The organism is Pseudomonas sp. P9_2 (assembly GCF_034008255.1).
Taxonomy (GTDB): Bacteria; Pseudomonadota; Gammaproteobacteria; order Pseudomonadales; family Pseudomonadaceae; genus Aquipseudomonas; species Aquipseudomonas synxantha_A.
This window is the reverse complement of sequence record NZ_CP125376.1, coordinates 285952-309821: the sequence shown is the minus strand read 5'-3', so window position 1 is coordinate 309821 and position 23870 is coordinate 285952. Positions and strand designations below refer to the sequence as shown.

Genomic DNA, 23870 nt, shown 5'->3' with positions numbered 1-23870 from the left:
GTGGGAGCTGCTTAGTACTTAGTGCTGCAGGATTTTCTCAAGGAAGTGCTGTGCGCGTTCGGAGCGTGCGCTGATGTCGCCGAAGAACTCTTCTTTCGGGCAGTCTTCGATGATCTTGCCGGCGTCCATGAAAATCACGCGGTCGGCCACTTTGCGCGCGAAGCCCATTTCGTGGGTCACGCACATCATGGTCATGCCTTCATGGGCCAGTTGCACCATCACGTCGAGCACTTCGTTGACCATTTCCGGGTCCAGCGCCGAGGTCGGTTCGTCGAACAGCATGACGATCGGGTCCATGGCCAGGGCGCGGGCAATCGCCACACGTTGCTGCTGGCCGCCGGAGAGCTGGCCAGGATGCTTGTGGGCGTGTGCCGACAAGCCTACGCGGTCGAGCAGTTGCAGACCCTTCTTGGTGGCTTCTTCCTTGCTGCGGCCCAGCACCTTGATCTGCGCGATGGTCAGGTTTTCAGTGATGGTCAGGTGCGGGAACAGCTCGAAGTGCTGGAACACCATGCCAACGCGTGAACGCAGTTTTGGCAGGTTGGTCTTCGGGTCGGCGATGGAGGTGCCATCGACCACAATGTCGCCCTTCTGGAACGGTTCCAGCGCGTTGACGCACTTGATCAGGGTGGACTTGCCCGAGCCGGAGGGCCCGCACACCACGATCACTTCGCCTTTCTTAACCTCGGTGCTGCAATCGGTCAGCACCTGGAAGTCGCCATACCACTTGTTGATGTTCTTGATAGAGATCATACGGCAAACCTTTTTTGCAGACGCTTGACCAGCAGCGAGGCGGAAAAGCTGATGATGAAGTAGACGACACCGGCAAAGATCAGGAACTCATTGGAGCGGCCGATGATGTCGCCGTTGGAGCGGGCGGAGTTGAGGAAGTCCACCAGGCCCACGGTGTAGACCAGGGAGGTGTCCTGGAACAGGATGATCGATTGTTGCAGCAGCAACGGCGTCATCTTGCGGAACGCCTGGGGCAGGATGATCAGGCGCATGGTCTGGCCGTAGGTCATGCCCATCGCTTGTGCCGCTGCCATCTGGCCCTTGGGGATCGACTGCACGCCGGCCCGCACGATTTCGCAGAAGTACGCAGCCTCGAACATCATGAACGCCACGACGCAGGACGTGAACGCACCGATCGGCGTGTCTTCGCCGGTGATCCAGCGCAGTACGAACGGCACCGCCAGGTAGAACCAGGTGATCACCAGCAGCAGCGGGATCGAGCGGAAGTAGTTCACATAGGCGCCGGCCACACGCGACAGCAGTTTATTGGACGACAAGCGCATCAGGGCCAGGATGGTCCCGATGATGATGCCGCCGACCACGCCCATGACCATCAGCTTCAAGGTCATGACCATGCCGTTCCACAGGCCCGGGATGGCGGGGATGATGCCGCTGAAATCGAAGTCCATTATTTACCCTCCACGGAGATCAGGCCGGGCACTGCGACTTTCTTCTCCACTACGCGCATCAGCAGCATCAGGCTCATGTTCAGGGTGAAGTAGATCAGCGTGGCCAGGGTGAAGGCTTCAAACAGGTTGGCCGAAAACTCGGCGGTCTGTTTGGTTTGCGCCAGCAGTTCCATCAAGCCGATCAAGGACGCCACGGAGGAGTTCTTGAACACGTTGAGGAATTCGGAGGTAAGCGGTGGAATGATGATGCGATACGCCTGGGGCAGCAGCACGTTCCAGTAGATCTGCGGCAGCTTGAAGCCCATGGCGCGCGCGGCGGATTCCTGGCCACGTGGCAGCGCCTGGATGCCTGTACGTACTTGCTCACACACACGGGCGGCGGTGAACAGGCCCAGGCACACCACAACGCTCAGGTAGGCCGAGGTGGTCGGGTTCAGGTCTTGTTTGTACCAGTCCTGCAGGTTTTGCGGCAGCATATCCGGTACCAGGAAGTACCAGATGAACAGCTGAACCAGCAGCGGCACGTTACGAAACAGTTCTACGTAGCAGGTCGCAATGCCCGACACGAGGCGGTTTGGCACCGTGCGCATGACCCCCAGAATGGAGCCCAGCAGCAAGGCGATAATCCATGCCACGATGGCGATGGCGATGGTCCAGCCCAGCCCGGAGATGTACCAGTCGAGATAAGTCTCGCTGCCCACGCCGGTGGACTTGAAGAACACGCCCCAGTCCCAGTTGTAATTCATTAGGGTCTCCCCTCGAGATCGATCGATGTACAAGCACCTGCTTGGGAAGATCCTTTTCCGCCCGACAATGAATGCCAGGCACACGCGATCGGCTCGAAAACCGCCAGGTCGAGTGTTCCAAGTTGAAGCCAGCAGGTAATTACAGACGCCTGAGGGAGGGTTGGCTCCCTCAGGAGATAAGCTTAGTCAGGTATCAGATTTTTACTTCTGGCGCTGGTTTGTCGCTTGGGTTGGCGATCAGCTCCTTGACCTTGTCGCTCATCGGGAAGTTCAGGTTCAGGCCCTTCGGTGGGATTGGGCTTTCGAACCATTTGGCGTAGATCTTGTTGATCTCGCCGGACTTGTACAGGGCGACAATGGCGTCATCCACGGCTTTCTTGAAGTCCGGGTCGCCTTTGCGAACCATGCAGGCATAGGCTTCGAAGGACTGCGGAGTGCCGGTGATAACCCAGTCATCCGGCTTCTTGGCCTTGGCTTCTTCACCGGCCAGCAGCGCGTCGTCCATCATGAACGCAACGGCACGGCCGCTTTCGAGCATCTGGAAGGATTCGCCGTGGTCTTTGGCGGAGATAACGTTCATGCCCATCTGCTTGTCGGCGTTCATCGCCTTGATGATGCGCTCGGACGTGGTGCCGGCGGTGGTCACGACGTTCTTGCCTTTGAGGTCGGCAAAGTCAGCGTAGGACGGCTTGCCTTCCTTGTCTTTCTTGACCAGCAGGCGGGTGCCGATTTCGAAGATGTTGACGGTGAAATCGACTTGCTGGGCACGTTCGGCGTTGTTGGTGGTGGAGCCGCATTCCAGGTCCGCGGTGCCGTTCTGGATCAACGGGATACGGGTTTGCGAGGTCACCAGGTTGTATTTGGCTTTCAGGTCGGGTTTGTTCAGGTCTTTTTTCAGTTGTTCAACGACGGCCAACTGAATGTCGTGGGAGTAGCCCACGGGTTTGCCCGAACCATCCGCAATGTAGGAAAACGGAATAGAGCTGTCGCGGTGAGCGAGAGTGATGGTGCCGGAGTCGTTGATTTTCTTCAGCGTGCCGGTGAGTTCTGCGGCGAAAACTGGAGTGCTGATCAGAGCAGCAGCGATAGCTGCGCCCAGGATATGGGGAACGATACGCATCAATACTTCCTCGACATTTGTTTTTTTTATGAAGCCAGGTGAACGGCTCTCTTGTATAGCGAATGCCCGTGACGGCTCCTAAGGCGCCTCAGGTAATCGTCAGAGAGTGTAGAGCATGAGTCGTGCCATACCGAAAATAAAAGGATAACTACATGATTTATATGGAGATTAACTTTTTGTTTCGGCGATATTTTCAGGCGGGGGTCCGGCAAACCGAATAGGGTGGAGGGGGGGTGTTCGGAAAACCGAATAGTCCGTAGGGGCGAGCTTGCTCGCGAAAAACGCAAAAGCGCCGCGTTTATGCTGAATAAACGCGGCGCTCTCAGGTTTTTCGCGAGCAAGCTCGCTCTTACAATTGGGCGGTCAGGCCGCTTCGATCTTGCTGCGGCTCTGCTCGACCTTGGACAGGTAACGCTGCAGGTTTTCCTGCTCCTGCGGTGTGGTGAACAGGCCAAGCTTGGTACGGCGCCACAGCACGTCCTGCGGTTGGGTCACCCACTCTTCGGCGCACAGGTAGTCGACTTCGCGGGTATACAGGCCGCCACCCAGGTGGTCACCGAGGTCAGCCAGCGATTGCACGCCTTCCAATAGGCGCCAGGTGCGGCTGCCATAAGTGGTGGACCAGCGGCGGGCGATCTCGCTCGGCACCCAGTCGAACTTGTTGCGGATGGCTTCGGCCAGCGCTTCAGGCGTGCTCATGTTTTCGCCGCCGGGCAGGCTGGCGGTGGCGGTCCAGCTTGGGCGCATCTGGGTAAAGTACGGCGCCAGTTGGGCCATGGCCGATTCGGCCAGCTTGCGATAGGTGGTCAGCTTGCCGCCGAACACCGACAGGATCGGCGCTTCGCCGGTACCGCCGGACAGCGACAAGGTGTAGTCACGCGTAATGGCCGACGGGTTGTCCGATTCGTCATTGCACAGTGGGCGCACACCGGAATACGTGTGGACGATATCCTCGCGGCTCAGTTGCTTCTTGAAGTGCGCGTTGACCACCTTGAGCATGTAGTCGGTTTCACCTTCGGTAATCGCAACTGCAGCCGGGTCGCCCGTGTATTCGCGATCGGTGGTGCCGATGATGGTCAGGTGGTTCAGGTACGGAATGGTGAAGACGATGCGTTGGTCTTCGTTCTGCAGGATATGCGCATGGGCACCCTCGTACAGTCTTGGCACGATCAGGTGGCTGCCCTGGATCAGGCGAATGCCATAAGGCGAATCCAGCTTCAGGTCGTCCCTGATGAATTTGGCTACCCACGGGCCGGCGGCATTCACCAGCGCGCGTGCGCGGATCGAGAACAGGCTGCCGTCGGCACGTTCCATGTTCATTTCCCACATGCCGTTGCTGCGCTTGGCGCTGACGCAACGGGTCTGCGTGTGGATGTGCGCGCCTTTCTCGCGGGCAGCCATGGCGTTGAGTACCACCAGGCGGGCGTCGTCGACCCAGCAGTCGGAGTATTCAAAGCCCTTGGTGATTTCGCTTTTGAGTGGGCTGTCGGCGCCGAACTTGAGGCTTTTGGAGCCCGCCAGCTTTTCGCGCTTGCCCAAGTGGTCATAAAGGAACAGACCGGCACGAATCATCCACGCCGGGCGCAGGTGCGGGCGGTGTGGCAGGACGAAGCGCATTTGCTTGACGATGTGCGGGGCCTTGGCCAGCAGTACTTCACGCTCGGCGAGGGCTTCACGCACCAGGCGGAATTCGTAATGTTCCAGATAACGCAGACCACCGTGGATCAGCTTGCTGCTGGCCGACGACGTATGGCTGGCCAAGTCATCCTTTTCGCAAAGGAATACCGACAACCCGCGACCGGCTGCGTCTGCTGCAATGCCGACGCCGTTGATCCCGCCACCAATTACGGCAACGTCATAGACTTCGGCAAGCGGTGGAGCAGGCAAGGTGGAAGGGTTCATCGGCTAGCCTCGCGATCTTTTCGTCTTGGAATTCGAACATTAATGTTCATTTGCGAAAATGGTAGCTGATAAATGCGGGCACAGCCAGCTGACTTCGATTGAAAAAACTCATCGAAGGGTGGGAAAAGGAAGAATTGTGAACAAAGGTGAATGTATTGGTGTTAGTGAGGCCGTCATCGCGGGCAAGCCCGGCTCCCACATTTGATCGAATTTCAAACTGTGGGAGCCGGGCTTGCCCGCGATGACGCCTGAACAGGCGCTACACCACTTCCAGCCGCACCTTGTGTTCATTCAGCACTTGCACCAGCGCCGGCACCGGCTGCTGGTCAGTCACCAGGCAATCCACCAGGCTGATCGGCCCCAGGCGAATCATGGCATTGCGCCCGAATTTGCTGGAGTCTGCCGCCAGGATCACCTGCCGCGCATTGGCGATGATGGCCTGGGAAACCCGCACCTCCTGGTAATCGAAGTCCAGCAGGCTGCCGTCCTCGTCGATCCCGCTGATACCTACCAGGGCAAAGTCCACCTTGAACTGATTGATGAAATCGACACTGGCCTGGCCCACCACGCCGCCATCGCGGCGCACGTTGCCGCCGGTCAGCAACACATCGAAGTCGTCCTTGGCACTGAGCATGGTGGCGACGTTGAGGTTATTGGTGATGATTTTCAGGTGGCTGTGATTGAGCAGCGCACGAGCGATGGATTCGGTGGTGGTGCCGATGTTGATGAACAGCGAGGCATGGTCGGGAATCTGAGCGGCGATCGCTTCGCCGATGCGTTGCTTCTCGTCACGCATCTGATCGGCCCGCATGGCGTACGCAGTGTTCTCGACACTGGAGTCATAGGCCGCGCCGCCGTGGTAGCGGCGCAGCAGATTGGCGTCCGCCAGCTGGTTGATATCGCGGCGGATGGTTTGCGGGGTGACAACGAATAGCTGCGCCATTTCCTCGATACTGACGTAGCCGCGTTCGCGGACCAGTTCGAGGATTTGTTGTTGGCGGGGAGGCAGATTCATGGGGCGTCCTTTGGGCTGCCATACAAAAGTGGCCCATGATGACGCAGGAATCCGCTCCCTGCCAGTTACAACCTTATTCAGCGCCTTCGTGCGGTTCCCAGTCACGGGTGCGGCTCACCGCTTTTTGCCAGCCGGCGTAGAGTTTCTCTTTGGCTGCTTCATCCAGCTGTGGTTCGAACTCGCGCTCGATCACCGCCTTGCCACGCAACTCCTCCAGGCTGCCCCAGAAACCACACGCCAGGCCAGCCAGGTAGGCGGCGCCGAGGGCCGTGGTCTCGCGCATTTGTGGGCGTTCGACCTGAGTGCCGAGGATGTCGGCCTGAAATTGCATCAGGAAGTTGTTGGCGACCGCCCCACCGTCCACGCGCAGGGCCTTGAGGCGTTCGCCCGAGTCCTGCTGCATGGCGTCGAGTACGTCGCGGGTCTGGTAGGCAATCGACTCCAGCGCCGCACGAATGATGTGGTCCACGCGTACGCCTCGTGTCAGGCCGAACAGCGCGCCACGGGCATACGGGTCCCAGTACGGTGCGCCCAGGCCGGTAAAGGCGGGTACCAGATACACGCCGTTGCTGTCCTTGACCTTGCCGGCGAAGTATTCGGTGTCGTGGGCGTCGTTGATGATTTTCAGTTCGTCACGCAGCCATTGCACAGTGGAGCCACCATTGAATACCGCGCCTTCCAGAGCGTAAGCCACTTCACCGCGGGGGCCGCAGGCGATGGTGGTGAGCATGCCGTGCTTGGATTTCACCGCCTTGTCGCCGGTGTTCATCAGCAGGAAGCAACCGGTGCCATAGGTGTTCTTGGCCTGGCCGGCTTCGACGCACATCTGGCCGAACAGCGCGGCCTGTTGGTCACCGGCAATACCGCCAATGGCGATACCACTTTTGGTGCGGCCGTAGATTTCGGAGGACGACTTCACTTCGGGGAGCATTTCCCGCGGGATGTCGAGAATCTCCAGCATCTTCGCATCCCACTCCAGCGTGTGGATGTTAAAGAGCATGGTGCGCGACGCGTTGGTGTAGTCGGTGACGTGGGTCTTGCCGCCGGTAAATTTCCAGATCAGCCAGCTGTCGACGGTGCCGAACAACAGCTCGCCATTGCGCGCACGTTCGCGGCTGCCTTCGACGTTGTCGAGGATCCACTTGAGCTTGGTGCCGGAGAAGTACGGGTCGGTAACCAGACCGGTAGTGTCGCTGATGTACTGCTCATGGCCGTCGCGCTTGAGTTGCTGGCAAATTTCGGTGCTGCGTCGGCACTGCCAGACGATGGCGTTGTAGATCGGGCGACCGGTGATTTTATCCCAGACCACGGTGGTTTCACGCTGGTTGGTGATACCGATGGCGGCAACCTGATCATGGTGCAAGCCGGCCTGGGCCAGCGCCTCTACCATCACCGCGCTTTGGGTGGCGAAGATTTCCATCGGGTCATGCTCAACCCAGCCGGCCTGCGGGTAGTGTTGGACGAATTCACGTTGCGCGGTGCACACCACGTTGGCGTCGCGATCGAAGATGATCGCCCGCGAGCTTGTGGTGCCCTGATCGAGGGCAATGATGTAGTTCTTATTCTGAAGGTCGGTCATGTCAATTGCCTTGAACGAAATAAGGAAGTCAGAAATCAGCCTGGGCCGTGAAGGGCAGGGGACCAGGCTGGCGCTTTCAGGAAATACGAGTCTTGCCGTTGACAGCCGTGTCAGGTGTTTCAGCTATAGCAGGTGCTGCGCTCGGCAGGTGGCGAGCGATCAGCCCGCGATAGGCGGCAGCACCGAGGCAAGCACCGACAATCGGGGCGAATATCGGTACCAGGAAGTAAGGAATATCGCGACCGCCAGTAAAGGCCATTTCACCCCAACCGGCGAAAAAGGTCATCAGCTTGGGCCCGAAGTCCCGTGCCGGGTTCATCGCAAATCCGGTCAGCGGGCCCATGGCGCTACCAATCACGGCGATCAATAAACCGATCAGCAGCGGGGCCAGCGGGCCGCGAGGCAGGCCGTTGTTGTCGTCGGTGAGGGCCATGATCACGCCCATCAATATTGCGGTGATGACCATTTCCACCAGAAATGCCTGGGCCGTGCTCAGCAATGCATGGGGATAGGTGGAAAACACCGACGCCAGTTCCAGGCTGGCCTGGGAGCCACGGACCATCTGGTGGGTTTGTTCGTAATCGAAAAAAAGATTGCTGTAGAGCGTGTACACCAGTGCGGCGGAGCAGAATGCGCCGGCGACCTGGGCGAGAATATAGAAGGGCAGTTTGCGTTTTTCGAAGTCGGCAAAAATGCACAGGGCGATACTGACCGCCGGGTTGAGGTGAGCCCCGGAAATACCGGCACTCAGGTAGATCGCCATGCTGACGCCGATCCCCCAGATGATGCTGATTTCCCATAAGCCAAAGCTCGCACCCGCGACCTTGAGCGCAGCGACGCAACCGGTACCGAAGAAGATCAGCAGCGCAGTGCCCAGGAACTCGGCCATGCATTGGCTCGAAAGTGAAGGCTGTTGAAGAGCAGTTGTCATGGAAAACCTCAGTTGTTGTTCTTGTCTGGCGCACTGCCTCAACGGGCGGTTGCGCGATTTTCACCGTGACGAGGATCCCCATCCTTAGCCGCGGCTTACTGCTGGAGCACTGATGGACTATTCCTACAGTATTCGGAAACGAAAAAATATAGACAAGAATGACCGCTGTCAAAGGTCGAAAGTGAACCATTGGTCACTTTCGAACTATTGGTCTGGTGAATGATCACGCCCTTCATACCGAGCTTTTGACCCAGCAGTGCCTGGACTAGAGCGTTTTTCCGGCGCTTGGCCTAGAATTGGGCACCTGTTTTCCCTGCCGGAGACGCCATGACGCCCGCACTGGATTTGTTGAAAAAAGTTCGCGCCGAACATCGCATTCACAGTTATGAACATGACCCCAAGGCGGCGTCGTATGGTCTGGAAGCTGCGGAGAAATTGGGCCTCGACCCGGCGCAGGTGTTCAAGACGTTATTGGCGAGCAGCGAGAAGGGCGAATTGTTGGTGGCGGTGGTGCCGGTCGTCGGAAGTCTGGACTTGAAGGCGCTTGCCCATGCGGCTGGCGTAAAAAAGGTCGAAATGGCAGACCCGGCGGCAGCACAGCGGTCTACTGGCTATCTGTTGGGCGGAATCAGCCCGCTGGGGCAGAAGAAGCGCTTGCGCACGTTTATCGACGAAACGGCGCAACCCTTTGCAACGATTTTTGTCAGTGCCGGGAGGCGAGGGCTGGAGGTGGAATTGCCCGCCGCGGTACTGGCTGAACATACCCAAGCCAAATTCGCGGCCATCGGCCGGGCGTGATGATCAGCCCTTTGGAGATCTAATGGGGGAGGGGGCTTGCCCACTCCCACATGTATAACCGCTTACGCCTGGAACAGCACCAGATGCTCGGCCGCCACTCGAATCCCCACATCCGTCCCCATCTGTTGATCAACATGGCTGGGGAAAATCGATTCCAGCTGAGCGCCCGTTGGCAGTTGCAACCGGTACAAGGTCGAGGCGCCCTGGAACGTCTTGCCGACGATCCGGGCTTTCAATGCGCTGTCCGGCGCGTAGACGATGTCGTCCGGGCGTAGCAGAACATCCACCGCGCCACCTGTGGGCCAGGTATAGGCGCGATTGCCGCGCAGGTCTCCCAGTTCGGTGCTCACTGACTCCGGTGAGTTCAAGCGACCTCGAATGAAGTAACCCTGGCCGATAAAGCTGGCGACATAGGGCGTCTGCGGTTCGTGGTAAAGGTTGTAGGGCGTGTCCCATTGCTCCAGACGACCTTCCTTGAACACGCCGACATGGTCGCTGACCGCAAAGGCTTCTTCCTGGTCGTGGGTCACCAGGATCGCACTGGTGCCGCGTGCCTTGAGGATGTCGCGCACTTCATGGCTGAGCTTGCGGCGCAATTCGCCATCGAGGTTGGAAAAGGGTTCATCCAATAGCAACAGTTGCGGCTCTGGCGCTAGGGCGCGGGCGAGCGCGACGCGTTGTTGCTGGCCACCGGAAAGCTCATGAGGGAAGCGCTTGCCCAGATTCTTGAGGTTGACCAGTTCCAGCAGCTCGGCGACCACACGATCCTTTTGCGGATGTTTGCGAATACCAAAGACGATGTTGTCTGCCACGCTCAAGTGCGGGAACAGTGCGTAATCCTGGAACACCATGCCAATACGCCGTTTCTCCGGTGCCAGGGTGAAACCAGCACTGGAGATGACTTCGCCCGCCAGGCTGATTTCGCCTTCGTGTACCGGTTCAAAGCCGGCAATGGCGCGCAAGGTGGTGGTCTTGCCGCAACCGGACGAGCCAAGCAGGCAACCGATGTCACCGGCATTGAGGTGCAGGTTGAGGTTCTGCACCACCCGTTGATCTTGATAGCCGCATGCCAGATTGCGCAGGTTCAGCAGTAATGGCTGGCTCATGCGTGGTGGTACGACGGTGGGACGAGAAACTCGAGCAAGGCTTTTTGCGCATGCAGGCGATTTTCGGCCTGGTCCCAGGCGACAGAGCGTGGGTCATCGAGCAGGTCGAGGCTGATTTCCTCACCTCGGTGAGCAGGCAGGCAGTGCATGAACAGTACATCCGGCGCTGCTGTATCGAGCAGGGCGCGTGTCACCTGGAATGGTGCGAACCGGGCCAGGCGCTTGGCCGTTTCGTCTTCCTGGCCCATGGAGGTCCAGACGTCGGTGCTGACCAGGTGTGCGCCAACCACCGCATCCTTCGGATCACGCAGCAACTGCACGCGGCCATCGGCCCTGGCCATGAACTCGGCGCTCGGCTCGTAGCCTTCAGGGCAAGCGATACGCAGGTGGAAGTCGAACTGGATCGCCGCTTCTATATAGCTGTTGCACATGTTGTTGCCGTCACCGATCCAGGCCACGGTCTTGCCCTGGATCGAACCGCGGTGTTCGAGGAAGGTTTGCATGTCGGCCAGCAACTGGCAGGGGTGCAGGTCGTCGGACAGCCCGTTGATCACCGGCACGCGCGAGTTGGCGGCAAATTCGGTCAGGGTGCTGTGGGCGAAGGTACGGATCATTACGGCATCGAGCATCCGCGACATGACGATGGCGCAATCGCTGATCGGCTCGCCACGGCCCAGTTGGGTATCACGCGGGGACAGGAAGATCGCCTGGCCACCCAGCTGGATCATGCCGGCTTCGAAAGACAGGCGTGTACGAGTCGAGGACTTCTCGAAGATCATCCCCAGTACACGGTTTTTCAAGGGCTCAAACAGTACGCCGCGGTTACGCAGGTCTTTAAGCTCAATGCCTCGACGGATCACGCTGACCAGCTCTTCGGGCGTGCAATCCATCAGGGAGAGAAAGTGCCTTGCGCTCATCATTAACTACCTTTTTGCAACAGACCGCAGATCCTCAAAGCCTTGTTTATTGTGACAACGGGCGAGACCTGCGGCGAAAGCCGCACGGGGCGACGAAATAGGGGAAGGCGCGATATTGACATTAAATGTCGCGTCTTACCAATAGGGCTACGGTTTTTAAGAGTGTTCAAGCAGGGCGCTGACGCGCGTTTGAAGACGATTTCCGGACAGCAGCGGGCCATTTGTACACTGGCGCCGAGACCTTTTGCAATGCGCGGGGGCGGGCCCAGGCCAGGTTGTGTCGGTTTTAGTCGGTGCGCGGGAGGCTTCTGAAACATTTGCTCATGGTTAGCCATGCCTTTGCCTATGCCCGTCGATTCACAGCACGAAGGTTGCTGGCGCCCTGGGCGGTCGCGGGCCATAGTTGGGCCAAAGCCCTTATAAAGAGACTGGCCATGACCAAGACTCTCCATCACCGTGCCTGCCACCTGTGCGAAGCCATCTGCGGCCTGACCCTGGAAACGACTCAAGCCGAAGACGGTCGCCTGGCGATCACCTCGATCAAGGGCGACCCCCTGGACAGCTTCAGCCGCGGACACATCTGCCCCAAGGCCGTAGCGCTGCAGGATATCCAGAATGACCCGGACCGCTTGCACCAGCCAATGCTGCGGGTTGGCAACGAATGGCAGCCGATCTCATGGGAAAGTGCCTTTGCGCTTGTAGCCGAACGCCTTGCGGGTATCCAGGCCCGGCATGGCCAGAACGCGGTGGCGGTTTACCAAGGCAACCCCAGCGTGCACAACTATGGGCTGATGACGCACAGCAATTATTTTCTTGGCCTTTTGAAGACGCGCAACCGGTTCTCTGCAACCTCCGTCGACCAGTTGCCCCACCATCTGACCAGTCACCTGATGTACGGCCATGGCTTGCTGCTGCCGATCCCGGACATCGACCACACCGACTTCATGCTGATTCTGGGTGGCAACCCGCTGGCGTCCAATGGCAGCATCATGACCGTGCCCGATGTGGAGAAACGCCTCAAAGCCATTCAGGCACGGGGCGGTAAAGTGGTGGTGGTCGACCCTCGACGCAGCGAGACGGCGGCGATTGCCGATCAGCATCTGTTCGTACGCCCCGGCGGTGATGCGGCGTTGTTGTTCGGGGTGCTCAACACCCTGTTTGCTGAAGGGCTGACCCGCGCCAGCCATTTGCCGGTTGAAGGCCTGGACGACGTACGCCGGGCGATCGCCAACTTTACCGCCGAGGCCATGAGCCGCCAATGTGCAGTGCCTGCCGAGCAGATCCGTCAATTGGCGCGAGACTTTGCCGCCGCCGATAAAGCGGTGTGCTACGGACGCATGGGCGTCTCGACCCAGGCGTTCGGCACGTTGTGTCATTGGCTGGTGCAGTTGATCAACCTGGTGACCGGCAACCTGGATCGGGTGGGAGGTGCGTTGTGCACCACACCAGCGGTGGACCTGGTGGCGTCGACTGGCGGCGGGCATTTCAATCGCTGGCAAAGCCGCGTGTCCGGGCGTCCCGAGTACGGCGGAGAGCTGCCGGTGTCAGCCTTGGCCGAAGAAATGCTCACCGAAGGTGAAGGGCAAATCCGCGCCCTGGTGACGGTGGCCGGCAACCCGGTCCTGTCGACGCCCAATGGCCGTCAACTTGAGCAGGCGCTGGATGGGTTGGAGTTCATGGTCAGTGTCGATCTCTACATCAACGAAACCACGCGTTATGCCGACCTGATCCTGCCGTCAACGTCGGCATTGGAAAATGACCACTACGACACCACCTTCAACATGTTCGCGGTGCGCAATGTCACGCGCTTCAACCGCGCGATCCTGCCAAAACCCGCAGGCGCGCTGCACGATTGGGAAATTTTCGTCGGCTTGGCCAAAGCCTTTGCGGCGCAGACCGGCGTGTCACTAAAACCGACAATGCCGCCCGCGCAAATGATCGATTTCGGGCTGCGCGCCGGTACTTATGGGGATGCGTCTGCACATAAGCTGTCGGTGGCGATGCTGGCCGATCACCCCCACGGCGTGGACCTGGGGCCGCTCCAGCCAAACTTGGGCGCGCGGCTGAAAACCGCCGATGGCAAGGTGCAGGCGGCACCGCCGGTGATCCTGGCGGACCTGTCGCGTTTTGCCGCGCAACCGGTGCCTGCGGTGGACGAACTGCTGCTGATTGGTCGCCGTCATGTGCGCAGCAATAATTCGTGGATGCATAACTATCACCGGCTGGTGAAGGGCAAGCCGCGCCATCAACTGTTGATGCACCCCGACGATCTGGCCAGTCGGCAGTTGAGCGATGGCCAGCGGGTGCGAGTGAGTTCGCGCATCGGCATGATCGAAGTGGAAGTCGTGGCCAGCGCGGACATGATGCAGGGTGTGGTCAGCCTGCCTCACGGTTGGGGTCATGATCGTCCGGGCGTGCAGATGAGCATCGCAAGCGGCCAGCCGGGTGCGAGTGCGAATGACTTGACCGACGAGCGGCAATTGGATGAGTTATCGGGTAATGCGGCGCTCAATGGGGTGCCGGTGCAAGTGGCGGCTGCGTGAGGTGCCCGAGCACTGCGCTGGGATTTTGCGTTACAATGCGCCACCGTGCCGACCTGTGAGTCGCAAAGTTCCAGCCGAGGTGTTCCATGGATATCATCGAAACGATCAAAGACCAGATTGCCAACAACACCATTCTGCTCTACATGAAGGGCGCGCCTAACGCTCCTCAGTGCGGTTTTTCCGCAAAAGCCTCCCAGGCCATCATGGCGTGTGGCGAGAAGTTCGCCTACGTGGATATCCTGCAGAATCCGGAAATTCGCGCCAATCTGCCAAAGTACGCCAACTGGCCGACTTTCCCACAACTGTGGGTAGCCGGTGAGCTGGTTGGCGGCAGCGATATCATCACTGAAATGGCAGCAGACGGTTCGCTGCAAGCGCTGATCAAAGACGCAGCGGAAAAAGCGGCAGCCAAGACTGAAGCTTGATTGACCTGCAATAAAAAGCCCCGCTTCTCTGACGAGAGCGGGGCTTTTTTGTATCTGGTAGGGGTTATTCACCCATCTGCGATTGCAGGTAGTTCTCCAGGCTGACCTTGTCTATCAGTCCCAGCTGGGTTTCCAGCCAGTCGATATGCTCTTCCTGGTCTTCCAGGATGTCTTCCAGCAGCTCACGGCTGCCGAAATCGCCTTTGGTCTCACAGTGGGCAATCGCTGCCTTGATGTCGCTGTGGCTTTTGCGCTCAAAGCCCAGGTCACTGCCGATCATTTCCTGAGTGTGCTCGCCGATGTTCAGCTTGCCCAGGTCCTGCACGTTCGGCAGACCTTCCAGGAACAGGATGCGCTTGATCAGCGCGTCGGCGTCCTTCATGGCCTTGATCGATTCTTTGTATTCACGCTTGCCGAGCTTTTCCAGGCCCCAATCGTCGTACATGCGCGCATGCAGGAAGTACTGATTGATCGCGACCAGTTCATTGGCAAGGATTTTGTTGAGTTGCTGGATGACTGAGATGTCGCCTTTCATGACTGGGGTCCTGCCCTGTAATAGCTGTGTATAAGGGGGAGTCTGAGCGGTGAAAATCCCAGTGTCAAACCTAAGTTATTGAATAATAAATGAAAATTAATCGGAATAAGAATGTTTGTGTTCCGCGTCTTGGCGCTAACTAATTGAATTACAGGCATAAAAAAACCGGACACAAGGTCCGGCTCTTTAAAACATGCCTATCAGGCGTGTGTAAATTCTGTCGAGTAGGGGATCGCGGCCTGGGCTGTTTGCAGCTGCGTCAGGGTTTCCCGTACCACTTGCTTGGCGAGGCAGGCGCATTTGCCGCACTGGCTGGCAACGCCCGTGGTTTCACGCACTTCTTTGTAGCTGCAGCAACCTTCGTAGATCGCTTCGCGGATTTGTCCGTCGGTGACGCCAGTGCAGAGGCAGACATACATAAGTGAGAACCGTCGCGGGTTTATGGCTTAAGTGCGATGGATCTTAATGTTAACGAGAATGATTGTCAAAATAGTTTCAGCAGCAATCCGAGAGGAATTGCCCGTGCGCTGACGAACGGTTTTTTCGGTGTATGATGATCGGTCTTCACGAAGCGTGATTGCGTCATATTTCTGTCTGCTTCCACAGGCAGACTCGACCGGTCCTTTTACTTCAATCGTCACCCCCTATATCAGGAGATATCCAATGAGCGTACTCGTCGGTAAACAAGCCCCGGATTTTGACGTTCCAGCCGTCCTCGGCAATGGCGAAATCGTAGACAGCTTCAAACTGTCTGAAGCCATCAAAGGCAAATACGGCCTGGTATTCTTCTACCCGCTGGACTTCACTTTCGTCTGCCCTTCGGAGCTGATCGCCCTGGACCATCGCATGGACGATTTCAAGGCGCGTAACGTTGAAGTGGTTGCTGTGTCCATCGACTCCCATTTCACCCACAACGCCTGGCGCAACACCGCCATCAACGACGGCGGTATCGGCAAAGTCAAATACACCATGGCTGCCGACATGAAGCACGACATCGCCAAGGCCTACGACGTTGAATCCGAAGGCGGCGTCGCTTTCCGTGGCGCGTTCCTGATCGACGACAAGGGCGTCGTGCGTTCGCAGATCATCAACGACCTGCCGCTGGGCCGTAACATGGAAGAGCTGATCCGCCTGGTTGACGCCCTGCAATTCCACGAAGAGCACGGTGAAGTCTGCCCTGCCAACTGGAAAAAAGGCGACAAAGGCATGAACGCTTCGCCAGAAGGCGTTGCCGCTTACCTGACCGAGAACGCCGGCAAGCTGTAAGCCTGCGTCGAGGTACAAAAAAACCGGCCTGAAAAGGCCGGTTTTTTTATGGGAGGGGCGGTGCAGGCTCAGTCGTTGAAGTCTTCCCAGCCACCCATCTGTTTCCAGCGGTTGACGATGCCACAGAACAGGTCGGCGGTCTTTTCGGTGTCGTAGCGGGCCGAGTGGGCTTCACGACCATCAAAGTCGATACCCGCTGCCTGGCAGGCTTTGGCCAGTACGGTCTGGCCATACGCCAGGCCTGCAAGGGTGGCAGTGTCGAAGCTTGAGAACGGGTGAAACGGGTTGCGCTTCATGTCCAGGCGCGCCACGGCGGCATTCAGGAAGCCCAGGTCGAAGCTGCTGTTGTGGCCGACCAGGATCGCGCGTTTGCAGCCATTGGCCTTCAGCGCCTTGCGCACGCCACGGAAGATATCGGTCAGTGCTGCTTCTTCACTGACGGCCATGCGCAGCGGGTGGTCGAGCTTGATCCCGGTGAACTCCAGGGCCGCGGCTTCGATATTGGCGCCTTCGAACGGCTCGACACGGAAGAAGTGGGTGTGTTCCGGGAACACGAAACCCTGTTCGTCCATGCCGATGGTGGTTGCGGCGATTTCCAGCAGGGCGTCGGTGGCGCAGTTGAAGCCACCGGTTTCTACGTCGATGACAACCGGCAGATAACCGCGAAAACGCTCGGCCATCGGGTGGCGCGAGCCGCCGCCACTGTGCTCTTGTTCGTCATCGTAATGGTCTTCACTCACTTGCTTTCCTCCAGCAGGCGCCAGCGCAGTGTTTCACCGGCGCGCAGCGGGATAACGGTCAGCTCGCCAAACGGCAGGCTGGCGGGGGCGGTCCAATCTTCACGGACCAGGGTAATGCGGTCGGTATTCGCCGGCAGGCCGTAGAAACGCGGACCATTGAGGCTGGCAAAACCTTCGAGTTTGTCCAGGGCATTGCGCTGTTCGAATGCTTCGGCATACAGCTCGATGGCGGCAAACGCCGTGTAGCATCCGGCACAACCGCATGCGGCTTCCTTGGCGTGCTGGGCGTGGGGCGCCGAGTCGGTGCCCAGGAAGAACTTCGGGCTGCCGCTGGTGGCGGCATCCAGCAGGGCCACCTGGTGAGTGTTGCGCTTGAGGATCGGCAGGCAATAGAAGTGCGGCCGAATTCCGCCCACCAACATGTGGTTGCGGTTGTAGAGCAGGTGGTGAGCGGTGATGGTCGCGCCAACGTTAGCCGAAGCTTCGGTGACGAACTGCACGGCATCGGCGGTGGTGATGTGCTCGAACACTACCTTTAAAGTCGGGAACAACTCGACCACACGACGCATGTGTTCGTCGATGAAGATTTTCTCGCGATCGAACACGTCCACATCGCCACGGGTCACTTCCCCATGGATCAGCAACGGCATACCAACTTCGGCCATGGCTTCGATCGCCGGCAGGATCTTGTCGATACTGGTTACGCCGGAATCAGAGTTGGTGGTCGCGCCGGCCGGATAGAGCTTGGCAGCGTGTACGAAGCCGCTAGCCTTGGCCTGGCGAATTTCTTCAGGCTGGGTGCGGTCGGTCAGGTAGAGCACCATCAACGGTTCAAAGCGGCTGCCGGCCGGTCGTGCAGCGAGAATACGCTGGCGATAGGCGTCGGCTTCTGCGGCATTGCGCACCGGAGGTACCAGGTTAGGCATGATGATGGCACGGCCAAACGTGCGCGCCACATCGGCCACGGTTTGGGGTAACGCAGCACCATCGCGAAGATGAATATGCCAGTCGTCGGGACGCAGCAGGGTCAGGCGGTCGGACATTGGGGATTCCAGGCGGGTCAATCTGGTGGGAATGCTACCGGAAAAGACTCTTGCAGGCACTCGCTATCAAGTTTTGCCGGATGCGACCGATATCCCCGGGTATGCCTTAACGATGTATGACGCTTTGAAGTGTTGTAGAAACCAGTGGAGCCTCCCGTGCGCCAGCATTATCTAGCCCTGCTCAGTGTGTTCGCCAGCCTGCCCGCTATGGCCCTCACGTTCCAGACACGTCTGGAGAATATTGAGTGGAAGGTAGAGGGCGACCAGTTCGAGTGCCGCCTGACGCAGCCGATCACCGACTTTGGTTCCGGGGAGTTCGTGCGCCGGGCCGGCGAGCAGGCGACGTTTCGCCTGAAAGCCTATAACGGTGCGTTCGGCGCAGGCTCGGCAACCTTGTTGGCCGCCGCTGCGCCCTGGCAGCCGGGCCGAGGCGATATCAACCTCGGGGCGGTACGTGTCGGCAGTGGCGACGTACTGTTCAATAGCTCCCAGGCCCAGGCCGGGCGCCTGTTCACTGGATTGCTTGAGGGGCGCAGCCCGACCGTACGGCATTACGCGCGCGAGGGCGGGTACTCGGAGGTGCGTCTGCTGCCGGTGAGGTTCAGCAAGGCTTACAGCGACTATCAGTCGTGCACTGCCAAGCTGTTGCCCATGAATTACGATCAGGTCAAGCAGACTGAAGTCGGATTCCCCGGTGGCGGCATTGAGCTGGACGCTGCCGCCAAGAAGAAGCTGTCTGTGATTCTTGCGTTCATGAAGGCCGACCCTACCGTCAATCATGTCGAGTTGAACGGCCACTCGGATAACAGTGGCAATCGCCTGACCAATCGCGACGTCTCGCGCCGGCGTGCCCTGGCGGTGATGGATTACTTCAAGGCCAATGGCATTCAGGAATCGCAGATCACCCTGCGTTTCCACGGCGAGAGCTACCCTCTGGCACCCAACACCAGTGCCGCCAACCGCGCCCGCAACCGCCGTGTGAATATCCAGCTTGAGCGGGTCGCTGCCCCCGAGAAACCGGCACCCCAGGCCACGGTACCGAGCAACCCGGCGGTTACCTCGTAGGTGCGACCATCGGTCGCCCACTCGACATAATCTGTCGCTTTATCTTCATTTGCTGTCGCGCCCCTGTAATTTCGCGGTTTTGATCGGTAGAATCGTTGCCTTTCCGTACAACCCCGTGGAGTGATGGCATGGCCGACGTAAACAAGGTCGTTCTCGCGTATTCCGGCGGCCTGGACACTTCGGTGATCCTCAAGTGGCTGCAGGATACTTATAACTGTGAAGTGGTGACCTTCACCGCTGACCTGGGTCAGGGCGAAGAGGTCGAACCTGCACGTGCCAAGGCGCAAGCCATGGGCGTGAAAGAGATCTACATTGACGACCTGCGCGAAGAGTTCGTCCGCGATTTCGTATTCCCGATGTTTCGCGCCAACACTGTCTACGAAGGTGAGTACCTGCTGGGTACCTCCATCGCACGTCCGCTGATCGCCAAACGCCTGATCGAGATCGCCAACGAAACCGGCGCTGATGCCATTTCCCACGGCGCCACTGGCAAGGGCAACGACCAGGTGCGTTTCGAACTGGGTGCCTATGCACTCAAGCCAGGGGTAAAAGTGATCGCCCCTTGGCGTGAATGGGACCTGCTCTCCCGCGAAAAGCTGATGGATTACGCTGAAAAGCACGCGATCCCGATCGAGCGTCATGGCAAGAAGAAGTCGCCGTACTCGATGGACGCCAACCTGCTGCACATCTCCTATGAGGGCGGCGTGCTGGAAGACACCTGGACCGAGCACGAAGAAGACATGTGGAAATGGACGGTCTCCCCGGAGAACGCTCCAGACAAGCCACAGTATCTGGAACTGACTTACCGCAACGGCGACATCGTCGCGTTGGACGGCGTTGAAATGTCTCCGGCCACCGTGCTGGCGACCCTCAACCGTATCGGTGGCCAGCATGGTATCGGCCGTCTCGACATCGTCGAGAACCGCTATGTGGGCATGAAGTCCCGCGGCTGCTATGAAACCCCGGGCGGCACCATCATGCTGCGTGCCCACCGTGCCATCGAATCCATCACCCTGGACCGTGAAGTCGCACACCTTAAAGACGAGCTGATGCCCAAGTACGCCAGCCTGATCTACACCGGTTACTGGTGGAGCCCTGAGCGTCTGATGCTGCAACAGATGATCGACGCCTCCCAGGCCCACGTGAATGGCGTTGTGCGCCTGAAACTCTACAAGGGCAACGTGATCGTCACGGGTCGTAAATCCGATGAGTCGCTGTTCGACTCCAACATTGCGACCTTTGAAGAAGATGGTGGCGCCTACAACCAGGCGGATGCGGCGGGCTTCATCAAGCTGAACGCCCTGCGTATGCGGATTGCTGCCAACAAGGGCCGCTCGTTGTTCTGAGTGTTGCCTCGGTTGTGAAAAATGGCCCCTTATCCAAGGGGCCATTTTTTTTGCTTGTTTATTATTGGATGAACATAAATAGGACGCTGATGTTTATCCGCGTTTAGCGAGTGCTTGAGTGTGTTTTTTCTGAAACTTTGCCGGTTGTTTTACTTTTTTGCGTTTTGTTTTTAACGCTGAATGATTTTTTACATCTGCAGAGGAACTATGTCTGACAGAAAATTCACTCATATAACTGCAATGGCGAGGTTATTCGTTGAATCTTCTGTAGGAATTATGGAATTCTATAAATATGTTAAATGGAACTAATACAGACGGGCTTTCCTTGTCGTTCTGCGTGCAGCCTGGCTCCAGGCAAGGGGCATTTCCTGAAAGTCTTGTGCGGTGCGTTTACCTTCATAGGCTTATGCCAAGGACATTTCACTCAAAATATGTGCGCGTCGAGAAAAGTCTGAAAGCATCCATAAAGCCCTATACATCTAAGTTTGCGATTTTTTGTAGGCTAATTCCTAACTTCCTGTGGGTTGGGTCTCTCCCTGCCGTTGCTCGGGGTGGAATGCTATGCCAACTAGTAATCGACTAGGCTATTGTGTTTGCTCTAAATAATTCGAACAGCGAAATTGGACTTTCTCATGAATAAAGTGCTGATCGTGGATGATCATCCCGTCATTCGTCTTGCTGTGCGCATGCTAATGGAGCGTCATGGTTATGAGGTCGTTGCCGAGACCGATAACGGTGTCGATGCGTTGCAACTTGCACGGGAACACATGCCGGATATTGTGATACTGGATATCGGAATCCCCAAGCTCGACGGCCTGGAGGTGATTTGTCGGTTGGCTTCAACCAAGCAGGCCATATCGTTCAAGGTGCTGGTGCTGACGTCCCAGGCCCCTGGCCATTTTTCCATGCGCTGCATGCAGGCAGGGGCGGCCGGCTATGTCTGCAAACAGCAGGATCTTACCGAGTTGTTGAGCGCCATCAAGGCGGTGCTCTCCGGCTACAGCTACTTCCCGAACCAGGCGCTCAATTCAGTGCGCTCAACCATGGGCAACGCCAGTGAAGCTGAAATGGTTGAACGCTTGTCGGGGCGAGAGATGATGGTGCTGCAGCAACTGGCACGTGGCAAAACCAACAAGGAGATTGCCGACGGCATGTTCCTCAGCAACAAAACCGTCAGTACCTACAAGACCCGCCTGCTACTCAAGCTCAATGCCCGCTCCCTTGTGGACCTGATCGAGTTGGCCCAGCGCAACGGCTTGGTGTAGGAGGACGTTGCAACGCTCAAAACCCGTGTATCCGGCAGAAAAAAGCCTCCGTCAGGGAGGCTTCCGGTCGTTCACGCATCGATCACAGATCGAAGTCGTAATCGGCCAGCTGTTTTTGCAAGCGTCGCTCTTCCAGAAGATTGTCGATAGTGCGACGTTTGCTCAAATTGGTCTTGGCTACCTCTACAGGTGTCTCTACCGCGTCCTCATCCGACTCAGCGAGGTCGTCTTCCACTTCCAGTTGTTCTTTGCCAGCGCTCATAAGATTAACTCCGGGCTAAGACTGCCATTGGGGCTCCTTATAGCGATAATCTGCGAACGGGTAAAAAAGATTTTTTCAATCGACTGATCAAAAAAAGCAATGGTCGCTCAATCGTCGGACGTCTTGTCCTTGTATTCACACAAATCTTCGATGCGACAGCTGCCGCAGCGGGGCTTGCGAGCCTGGCAAACGTAGCGCCCATGCAGGATCAGCCAATGATGGGAGTCGAGCAAATACGGCTTGGGCACGAACTTCATCAGTTGCTTTTCCACCTCGACTACATTTTTGCCCCGCGCAATGCCGGTTCGGTTACTGACCCGGAAGATGTGCGTATCCACAGCCATGGTCAACTGCCGGAATGCGGTATTGAGCACCACGTTGGCCGTTTTGCGGCCCACCCCTGGCAAGGCTTCCAGGGCTTCGCGCGTTTGCGGGACTTCACCACCATGCAGCTCTACCAGCAGGCGGCACGTTTCGATCACATTCTTGGCCTTGCTGTTATACAGGCCGATGGTCTTGATGTACTCGGACAAGCCTTCCACACCCAGGGCGTAAATCGCGGCCGGGGTATTGGCCACGGGATACAGCTTGGCCGTGGCCTTGTTGACACCGACGTCCGTGGATTGGGCTGACAGGATCACCGCAATCAGTAATTCGAAGGGGGAGGAGTAGGCCAGTTCGGTTTTCGGTTCCGGATTGTCTTCATGAAACCTGCGGAAGATTTCCAGGCGTTTTGCGGCATTCATAGGGGCGGACGTTTCCTTGCTGGCGGTCGACGTGATGTTAGCAATGCAAAGCGCAGGTTCAGGCGTCGGTGTTGGCCTCGGCATCCTGCAGCGTCTGCTCGGCGGCGTTCAACGCAGCGCTCAAGGCTGCCAGTTGCTGCTCGCCAGCCTGCTCGGCCTGGGCCTTTTTCAACTCGGCTCGGCGCATGGCCAGTTGGATCTTTGCACGCTTGAGGTCGGCGCTCTTTGGGGGCGTTGTCGGCGGCGCACTGTTGGCCTCCAGCGCAGCAAGCGCCTGTTCGCAAGCCTCGAACTGCCGTTGCAGCATAATCAGTTGTGACTGTTGCTCAAAGGTCGGGGGATGCCCAAACGCCTTCAACGACTTGTGCAATTGAGCGCGACTCATGGTGACGCTGATTTTGGCCTGCTTGATTGCGGCGTCCTGAGCGGCCTGATGATTATTGACCTGTGCCGTTTCCACCGCAGCTGCGCGTTTGGCCCGTGTCAGGCGTTCGGCGAGCTTGCAGGCTTCCTCACGTTGCAGGCGGGCGTTACGTTGTTCGAAACGCCGCCGCGCCCGGTCACGTTTGCGGTCGCGTTCACGCCGCTCCTCCTCGTTGGCTGCCAAGCCGCCCACGATAGGCAGCACGTCAGCGAGCGCACGCATCTCGATGCAGTCGACGGGGCAGGGGGCGACACACAGGTCGCAACCGGTGCACTCGTCGGTAATCACGGTGTGCATCAGCTTGGCGGCGCCCACAATGGCGTCCACCGGGCAAGCCTGGATGCATTTGGTACAACCGATGCATTCGGCCTCACGGATATAGGCAATCTGCGCGGGCGCTTCCCCGCGGCTGGTGTCCAGGTCCAGCATTGGCAGGCGCAGCAGTTGCGCAAGCCCGGCGATGGTTTCCTGCCCACCGGGCGGGCACTTGTTGATGGCCTCGCCTTTGGCGATGCCTTCTGCATAAGGCTTGCAACCCGGGTGCCCGCACTTGCCGCATTGAGTCTGCGGCAGCAGCGCGTCGATACGTTGAATGAGGTTCATGCTGTGATCATAGCGTTGACGCCCGGCCCAGGGAGGTGGGCAAGCTGAAAAGCCCCGCCGTGGCAACAGCGG

General features: G+C 58.3%; 24 protein-coding genes. 7 read left to right on the top strand and 17 right to left on the bottom strand.

The features are described 5' to 3' along the window. Positions 1–18: 18 nt before the first annotated feature. From QMK52_RS01485 to QMK52_RS01450, 8 genes are all read right to left on the bottom strand, one after another. On the bottom strand, positions 19–753 hold the full coding sequence (locus tag QMK52_RS01485) for an amino acid ABC transporter ATP-binding protein (RefSeq protein ID WP_003188952.1): 735 nt from the start codon (positions 751–753) through the stop codon (positions 19–21). Then, positions 750–1421, bottom strand: coding sequence for an amino acid ABC transporter permease (locus tag QMK52_RS01480; protein WP_003188954.1), 672 nt, complete (start codon positions 1419–1421; stop codon positions 750–752). Before QMK52_RS01480 ends, QMK52_RS01485 begins: the two co-directional genes overlap by 4 nt. Beyond that, complete coding sequence (locus QMK52_RS01475; RefSeq protein ID WP_320403738.1) at positions 1421–2167, bottom strand: amino acid ABC transporter permease; 747 nt, start codon at positions 2165–2167, stop codon at positions 1421–1423. The genes QMK52_RS01480 and QMK52_RS01475 overlap by 1 nt, the downstream gene beginning before the upstream one ends. A gap of 193 nt (positions 2168–2360) precedes the next feature. Beyond that, entirely contained in the window at positions 2361–3287 is a 927-nt protein-coding gene (locus QMK52_RS01470; RefSeq protein WP_005785249.1) for a glutamate/aspartate ABC transporter substrate-binding protein, read from the bottom strand. A 363-nt stretch (positions 3288–3650) separates the two neighbouring features. Then, on the bottom strand, positions 3651–5189 hold the full coding sequence (glpD, locus tag QMK52_RS01465; protein ID WP_194440194.1) for a glycerol-3-phosphate dehydrogenase: 1539 nt from the start codon (positions 5187–5189) through the stop codon (positions 3651–3653). Between the two features lie 259 nt (positions 5190–5448). Continuing rightward, the gene (locus tag QMK52_RS01460) at positions 5449–6204 is read right to left on the bottom strand and encodes a DeoR/GlpR family transcriptional regulator (RefSeq protein ID WP_003188962.1); all 756 of its coding nucleotides are present in this window, start codon (positions 6202–6204) and stop codon (positions 5449–5451) included. Positions 6205–6277: 73 nt separating this feature from the next. Beyond that, positions 6278–7783 (bottom strand): glycerol kinase GlpK, encoded by a 1506-nt coding sequence (gene glpK, locus QMK52_RS01455; RefSeq protein ID WP_005785253.1) that lies wholly within the window; start codon positions 7781–7783, stop codon positions 6278–6280. Between the two features lie 76 nt (positions 7784–7859). After that, the gene (locus QMK52_RS01450) at positions 7860–8714 is read right to left on the bottom strand and encodes an MIP/aquaporin family protein (protein ID WP_194440195.1); all 855 of its coding nucleotides are present in this window, start codon (positions 8712–8714) and stop codon (positions 7860–7862) included. A 327-nt stretch (positions 8715–9041) separates the two neighbouring features. Here QMK52_RS01450 and ybaK point away from each other — a divergent pair, with 327 nt between their 5' ends. Then, a complete protein-coding gene (ybaK, locus tag QMK52_RS01445) occupies positions 9042–9512 on the top strand; it encodes a Cys-tRNA(Pro) deacylase (protein WP_005785257.1) in 471 nt (156 codons plus the stop codon). Positions 9513–9574: 62 nt separating this feature from the next. On the opposite strand, the gene QMK52_RS01440 is transcribed toward ybaK, so the two are convergent. Then, entirely contained in the window at positions 9575–10618 is a 1044-nt protein-coding gene (locus QMK52_RS01440) for an ABC transporter ATP-binding protein (protein WP_005785259.1), read from the bottom strand. Then, positions 10615–11535: an ornithine carbamoyltransferase gene (gene argF, locus QMK52_RS01435; protein ID WP_005785261.1), complete on the bottom strand. Its 921-nt coding sequence runs from the start codon at positions 11533–11535 to the stop codon at positions 10615–10617. The genes QMK52_RS01440 and argF overlap by 4 nt, the downstream gene beginning before the upstream one ends. Before the next feature lie 434 nt (positions 11536–11969). Between argF and QMK52_RS01430 the strand changes: the two genes are divergently transcribed. Continuing rightward, the gene (locus QMK52_RS01430) at positions 11970–14078 is read left to right on the top strand and encodes a molybdopterin oxidoreductase family protein (RefSeq protein WP_005785262.1); all 2109 of its coding nucleotides are present in this window, start codon (positions 11970–11972) and stop codon (positions 14076–14078) included. Between the two features lie 86 nt (positions 14079–14164). Continuing rightward, positions 14165–14503, top strand: coding sequence for a Grx4 family monothiol glutaredoxin (gene grxD / locus QMK52_RS01425; protein WP_005785264.1), 339 nt, complete (start codon positions 14165–14167; stop codon positions 14501–14503). A 64-nt stretch (positions 14504–14567) separates the two neighbouring features. On the opposite strand, the gene bfr is transcribed toward grxD, so the two are convergent. Together bfr and QMK52_RS01415 are read right to left on the bottom strand one after the other, a co-directional pair. Then, positions 14568–15038, bottom strand: a complete 471-nt coding sequence (gene bfr, locus QMK52_RS01420) for a bacterioferritin (protein WP_005785266.1) — start codon at positions 15036–15038, stop codon at positions 14568–14570. A gap of 200 nt (positions 15039–15238) precedes the next feature. Then, the gene (locus tag QMK52_RS01415) at positions 15239–15457 is read right to left on the bottom strand and encodes a bacterioferritin-associated ferredoxin (RefSeq protein ID WP_005785268.1); all 219 of its coding nucleotides are present in this window, start codon (positions 15455–15457) and stop codon (positions 15239–15241) included. Positions 15458–15701: 244 nt separating this feature from the next. Here QMK52_RS01415 and QMK52_RS01410 point away from each other — a divergent pair, with 244 nt between their 5' ends. Next, positions 15702–16304, top strand: a complete 603-nt coding sequence (locus tag QMK52_RS01410) for a peroxiredoxin (protein ID WP_003172097.1) — start codon at positions 15702–15704, stop codon at positions 16302–16304. Positions 16305–16372: 68 nt separating this feature from the next. On the opposite strand, the gene rnt is transcribed toward QMK52_RS01410, so the two are convergent. Further along, entirely contained in the window at positions 16373–17044 is a 672-nt protein-coding gene (gene rnt / locus QMK52_RS01405; RefSeq protein ID WP_005785271.1) for a ribonuclease T, read from the bottom strand. Continuing rightward, positions 17041–18087, bottom strand: coding sequence for a dihydroorotase (gene pyrC, locus QMK52_RS01400; protein WP_005785273.1), 1047 nt, complete (start codon positions 18085–18087; stop codon positions 17041–17043). Before pyrC ends, rnt begins: the two co-directional genes overlap by 4 nt. Before the next feature lie 156 nt (positions 18088–18243). On the opposite strand from pyrC, the gene QMK52_RS01395 reads away from it, so the two are divergent. The 3 genes from QMK52_RS01395 to QMK52_RS01385 all read left to right on the top strand — a co-directional run bounded on the left by QMK52_RS01395 (position 18244) and on the right by QMK52_RS01385 (position 21763). Beyond that, complete coding sequence (locus QMK52_RS01395; protein ID WP_005785275.1) at positions 18244–19152, top strand: flagellar protein MotY; 909 nt, start codon at positions 18244–18246, stop codon at positions 19150–19152. Between the two features lie 128 nt (positions 19153–19280). Continuing rightward, a complete protein-coding gene (locus tag QMK52_RS01390; protein WP_005785276.1) occupies positions 19281–20498 on the top strand; it encodes an argininosuccinate synthase in 1218 nt (405 codons plus the stop codon). 632 nt (positions 20499–21130) lie between these two features. Next, on the top strand, positions 21131–21763 hold the full coding sequence (locus tag QMK52_RS01385; protein ID WP_005785278.1) for a response regulator transcription factor: 633 nt from the start codon (positions 21131–21133) through the stop codon (positions 21761–21763). Between the two features lie 82 nt (positions 21764–21845). Here QMK52_RS01385 and QMK52_RS01380 read toward each other — a convergent pair whose 3' ends face one another. The 3 genes from QMK52_RS01380 to rsxB form a co-directional block, all read right to left on the bottom strand. Beyond that, the gene (locus QMK52_RS01380; RefSeq protein WP_005785279.1) at positions 21846–22025 is read right to left on the bottom strand and encodes a PA3496 family putative envelope integrity protein; all 180 of its coding nucleotides are present in this window, start codon (positions 22023–22025) and stop codon (positions 21846–21848) included. 107 nt (positions 22026–22132) lie between these two features. Then, positions 22133–22771, bottom strand: coding sequence for an endonuclease III (gene nth / locus QMK52_RS01375; RefSeq protein ID WP_005785281.1), 639 nt, complete (start codon positions 22769–22771; stop codon positions 22133–22135). Positions 22772–22829: 58 nt separating this feature from the next. Beyond that, positions 22830–23798 (bottom strand): electron transport complex subunit RsxB, encoded by a 969-nt coding sequence (rsxB, locus tag QMK52_RS01370; RefSeq protein WP_005785282.1) that lies wholly within the window; start codon positions 23796–23798, stop codon positions 22830–22832. Between the last annotated feature and the right edge of the window lie 72 nt (positions 23799–23870).

Bases quoted from the DNA above. Each gene is read 5' to 3' on its own strand.
- glpD (WP_194440194.1), bottom strand. From the start codon at position 5,189: ATGAACCCTTCCACCTTGCCTGCTCCACCGCTTGCCGAAGTCTATGAC.
- QMK52_RS01385 (WP_005785278.1), top strand. From the start codon at position 21,131: ATGAATAAAGTGCTGATCGTGGATGATCATCCCGTCATTCGTCTTGCT.
- QMK52_RS01475 (WP_320403738.1), bottom strand. From the start codon at position 2,167: ATGAATTACAACTGGGACTGGGGCGTGTTCTTCAAGTCCACCGGCGTG.
- nth (WP_005785281.1), bottom strand. From the start codon at position 22,771: ATGAATGCCGCAAAACGCCTGGAAATCTTCCGCAGGTTTCATGAAGAC.
- QMK52_RS01450 (WP_194440195.1), bottom strand. From the start codon at position 8,714: ATGACAACTGCTCTTCAACAGCCTTCACTTTCGAGCCAATGCATGGCC.
- pyrC (WP_005785273.1), bottom strand. From the start codon at position 18,087: ATGTCCGACCGCCTGACCCTGCTGCGTCCCGACGACTGGCATATTCAT.
- QMK52_RS01415 (WP_005785268.1), bottom strand. From the start codon at position 15,457: ATGTATGTCTGCCTCTGCACTGGCGTCACCGACGGACAAATCCGCGAA.
- grxD (WP_005785264.1), top strand. From the start codon at position 14,165: ATGGATATCATCGAAACGATCAAAGACCAGATTGCCAACAACACCATT.
- rsxB (WP_005785282.1), bottom strand. From the start codon at position 23,798: ATGAACCTCATTCAACGTATCGACGCGCTGCTGCCGCAGACTCAATGC.
- bfr (WP_005785266.1), bottom strand. From the start codon at position 15,038: ATGAAAGGCGACATCTCAGTCATCCAGCAACTCAACAAAATCCTTGCC.
- QMK52_RS01470 (WP_005785249.1), bottom strand. From the start codon at position 3,287: ATGCGTATCGTTCCCCATATCCTGGGCGCAGCTATCGCTGCTGCTCTG.
- QMK52_RS01485 (WP_003188952.1), bottom strand. From the start codon at position 753: ATGATCTCTATCAAGAACATCAACAAGTGGTATGGCGACTTCCAGGTG.
- argF (WP_005785261.1), bottom strand. From the start codon at position 11,535: ATGAGCGCAAGGCACTTTCTCTCCCTGATGGATTGCACGCCCGAAGAG.
- ybaK (WP_005785257.1), top strand. From the start codon at position 9,042: ATGACGCCCGCACTGGATTTGTTGAAAAAAGTTCGCGCCGAACATCGC.
- QMK52_RS01380 (WP_005785279.1), bottom strand. From the start codon at position 22,025: ATGAGCGCTGGCAAAGAACAACTGGAAGTGGAAGACGACCTCGCTGAG.
- QMK52_RS01440 (WP_005785259.1), bottom strand. From the start codon at position 10,618: ATGAGCCAGCCATTACTGCTGAACCTGCGCAATCTGGCATGCGGCTAT.
- QMK52_RS01430 (WP_005785262.1), top strand. From the start codon at position 11,970: ATGACCAAGACTCTCCATCACCGTGCCTGCCACCTGTGCGAAGCCATC.
- QMK52_RS01460 (WP_003188962.1), bottom strand. From the start codon at position 6,204: ATGAATCTGCCTCCCCGCCAACAACAAATCCTCGAACTGGTCCGCGAA.
- QMK52_RS01410 (WP_003172097.1), top strand. From the start codon at position 15,702: ATGAGCGTACTCGTCGGTAAACAAGCCCCGGATTTTGACGTTCCAGCC.
- glpK (WP_005785253.1), bottom strand. From the start codon at position 7,783: ATGACCGACCTTCAGAATAAGAACTACATCATTGCCCTCGATCAGGGC.
- QMK52_RS01480 (WP_003188954.1), bottom strand. From the start codon at position 1,421: ATGGACTTCGATTTCAGCGGCATCATCCCCGCCATCCCGGGCCTGTGG.
- QMK52_RS01390 (WP_005785276.1), top strand. From the start codon at position 19,281: ATGGCCGACGTAAACAAGGTCGTTCTCGCGTATTCCGGCGGCCTGGAC.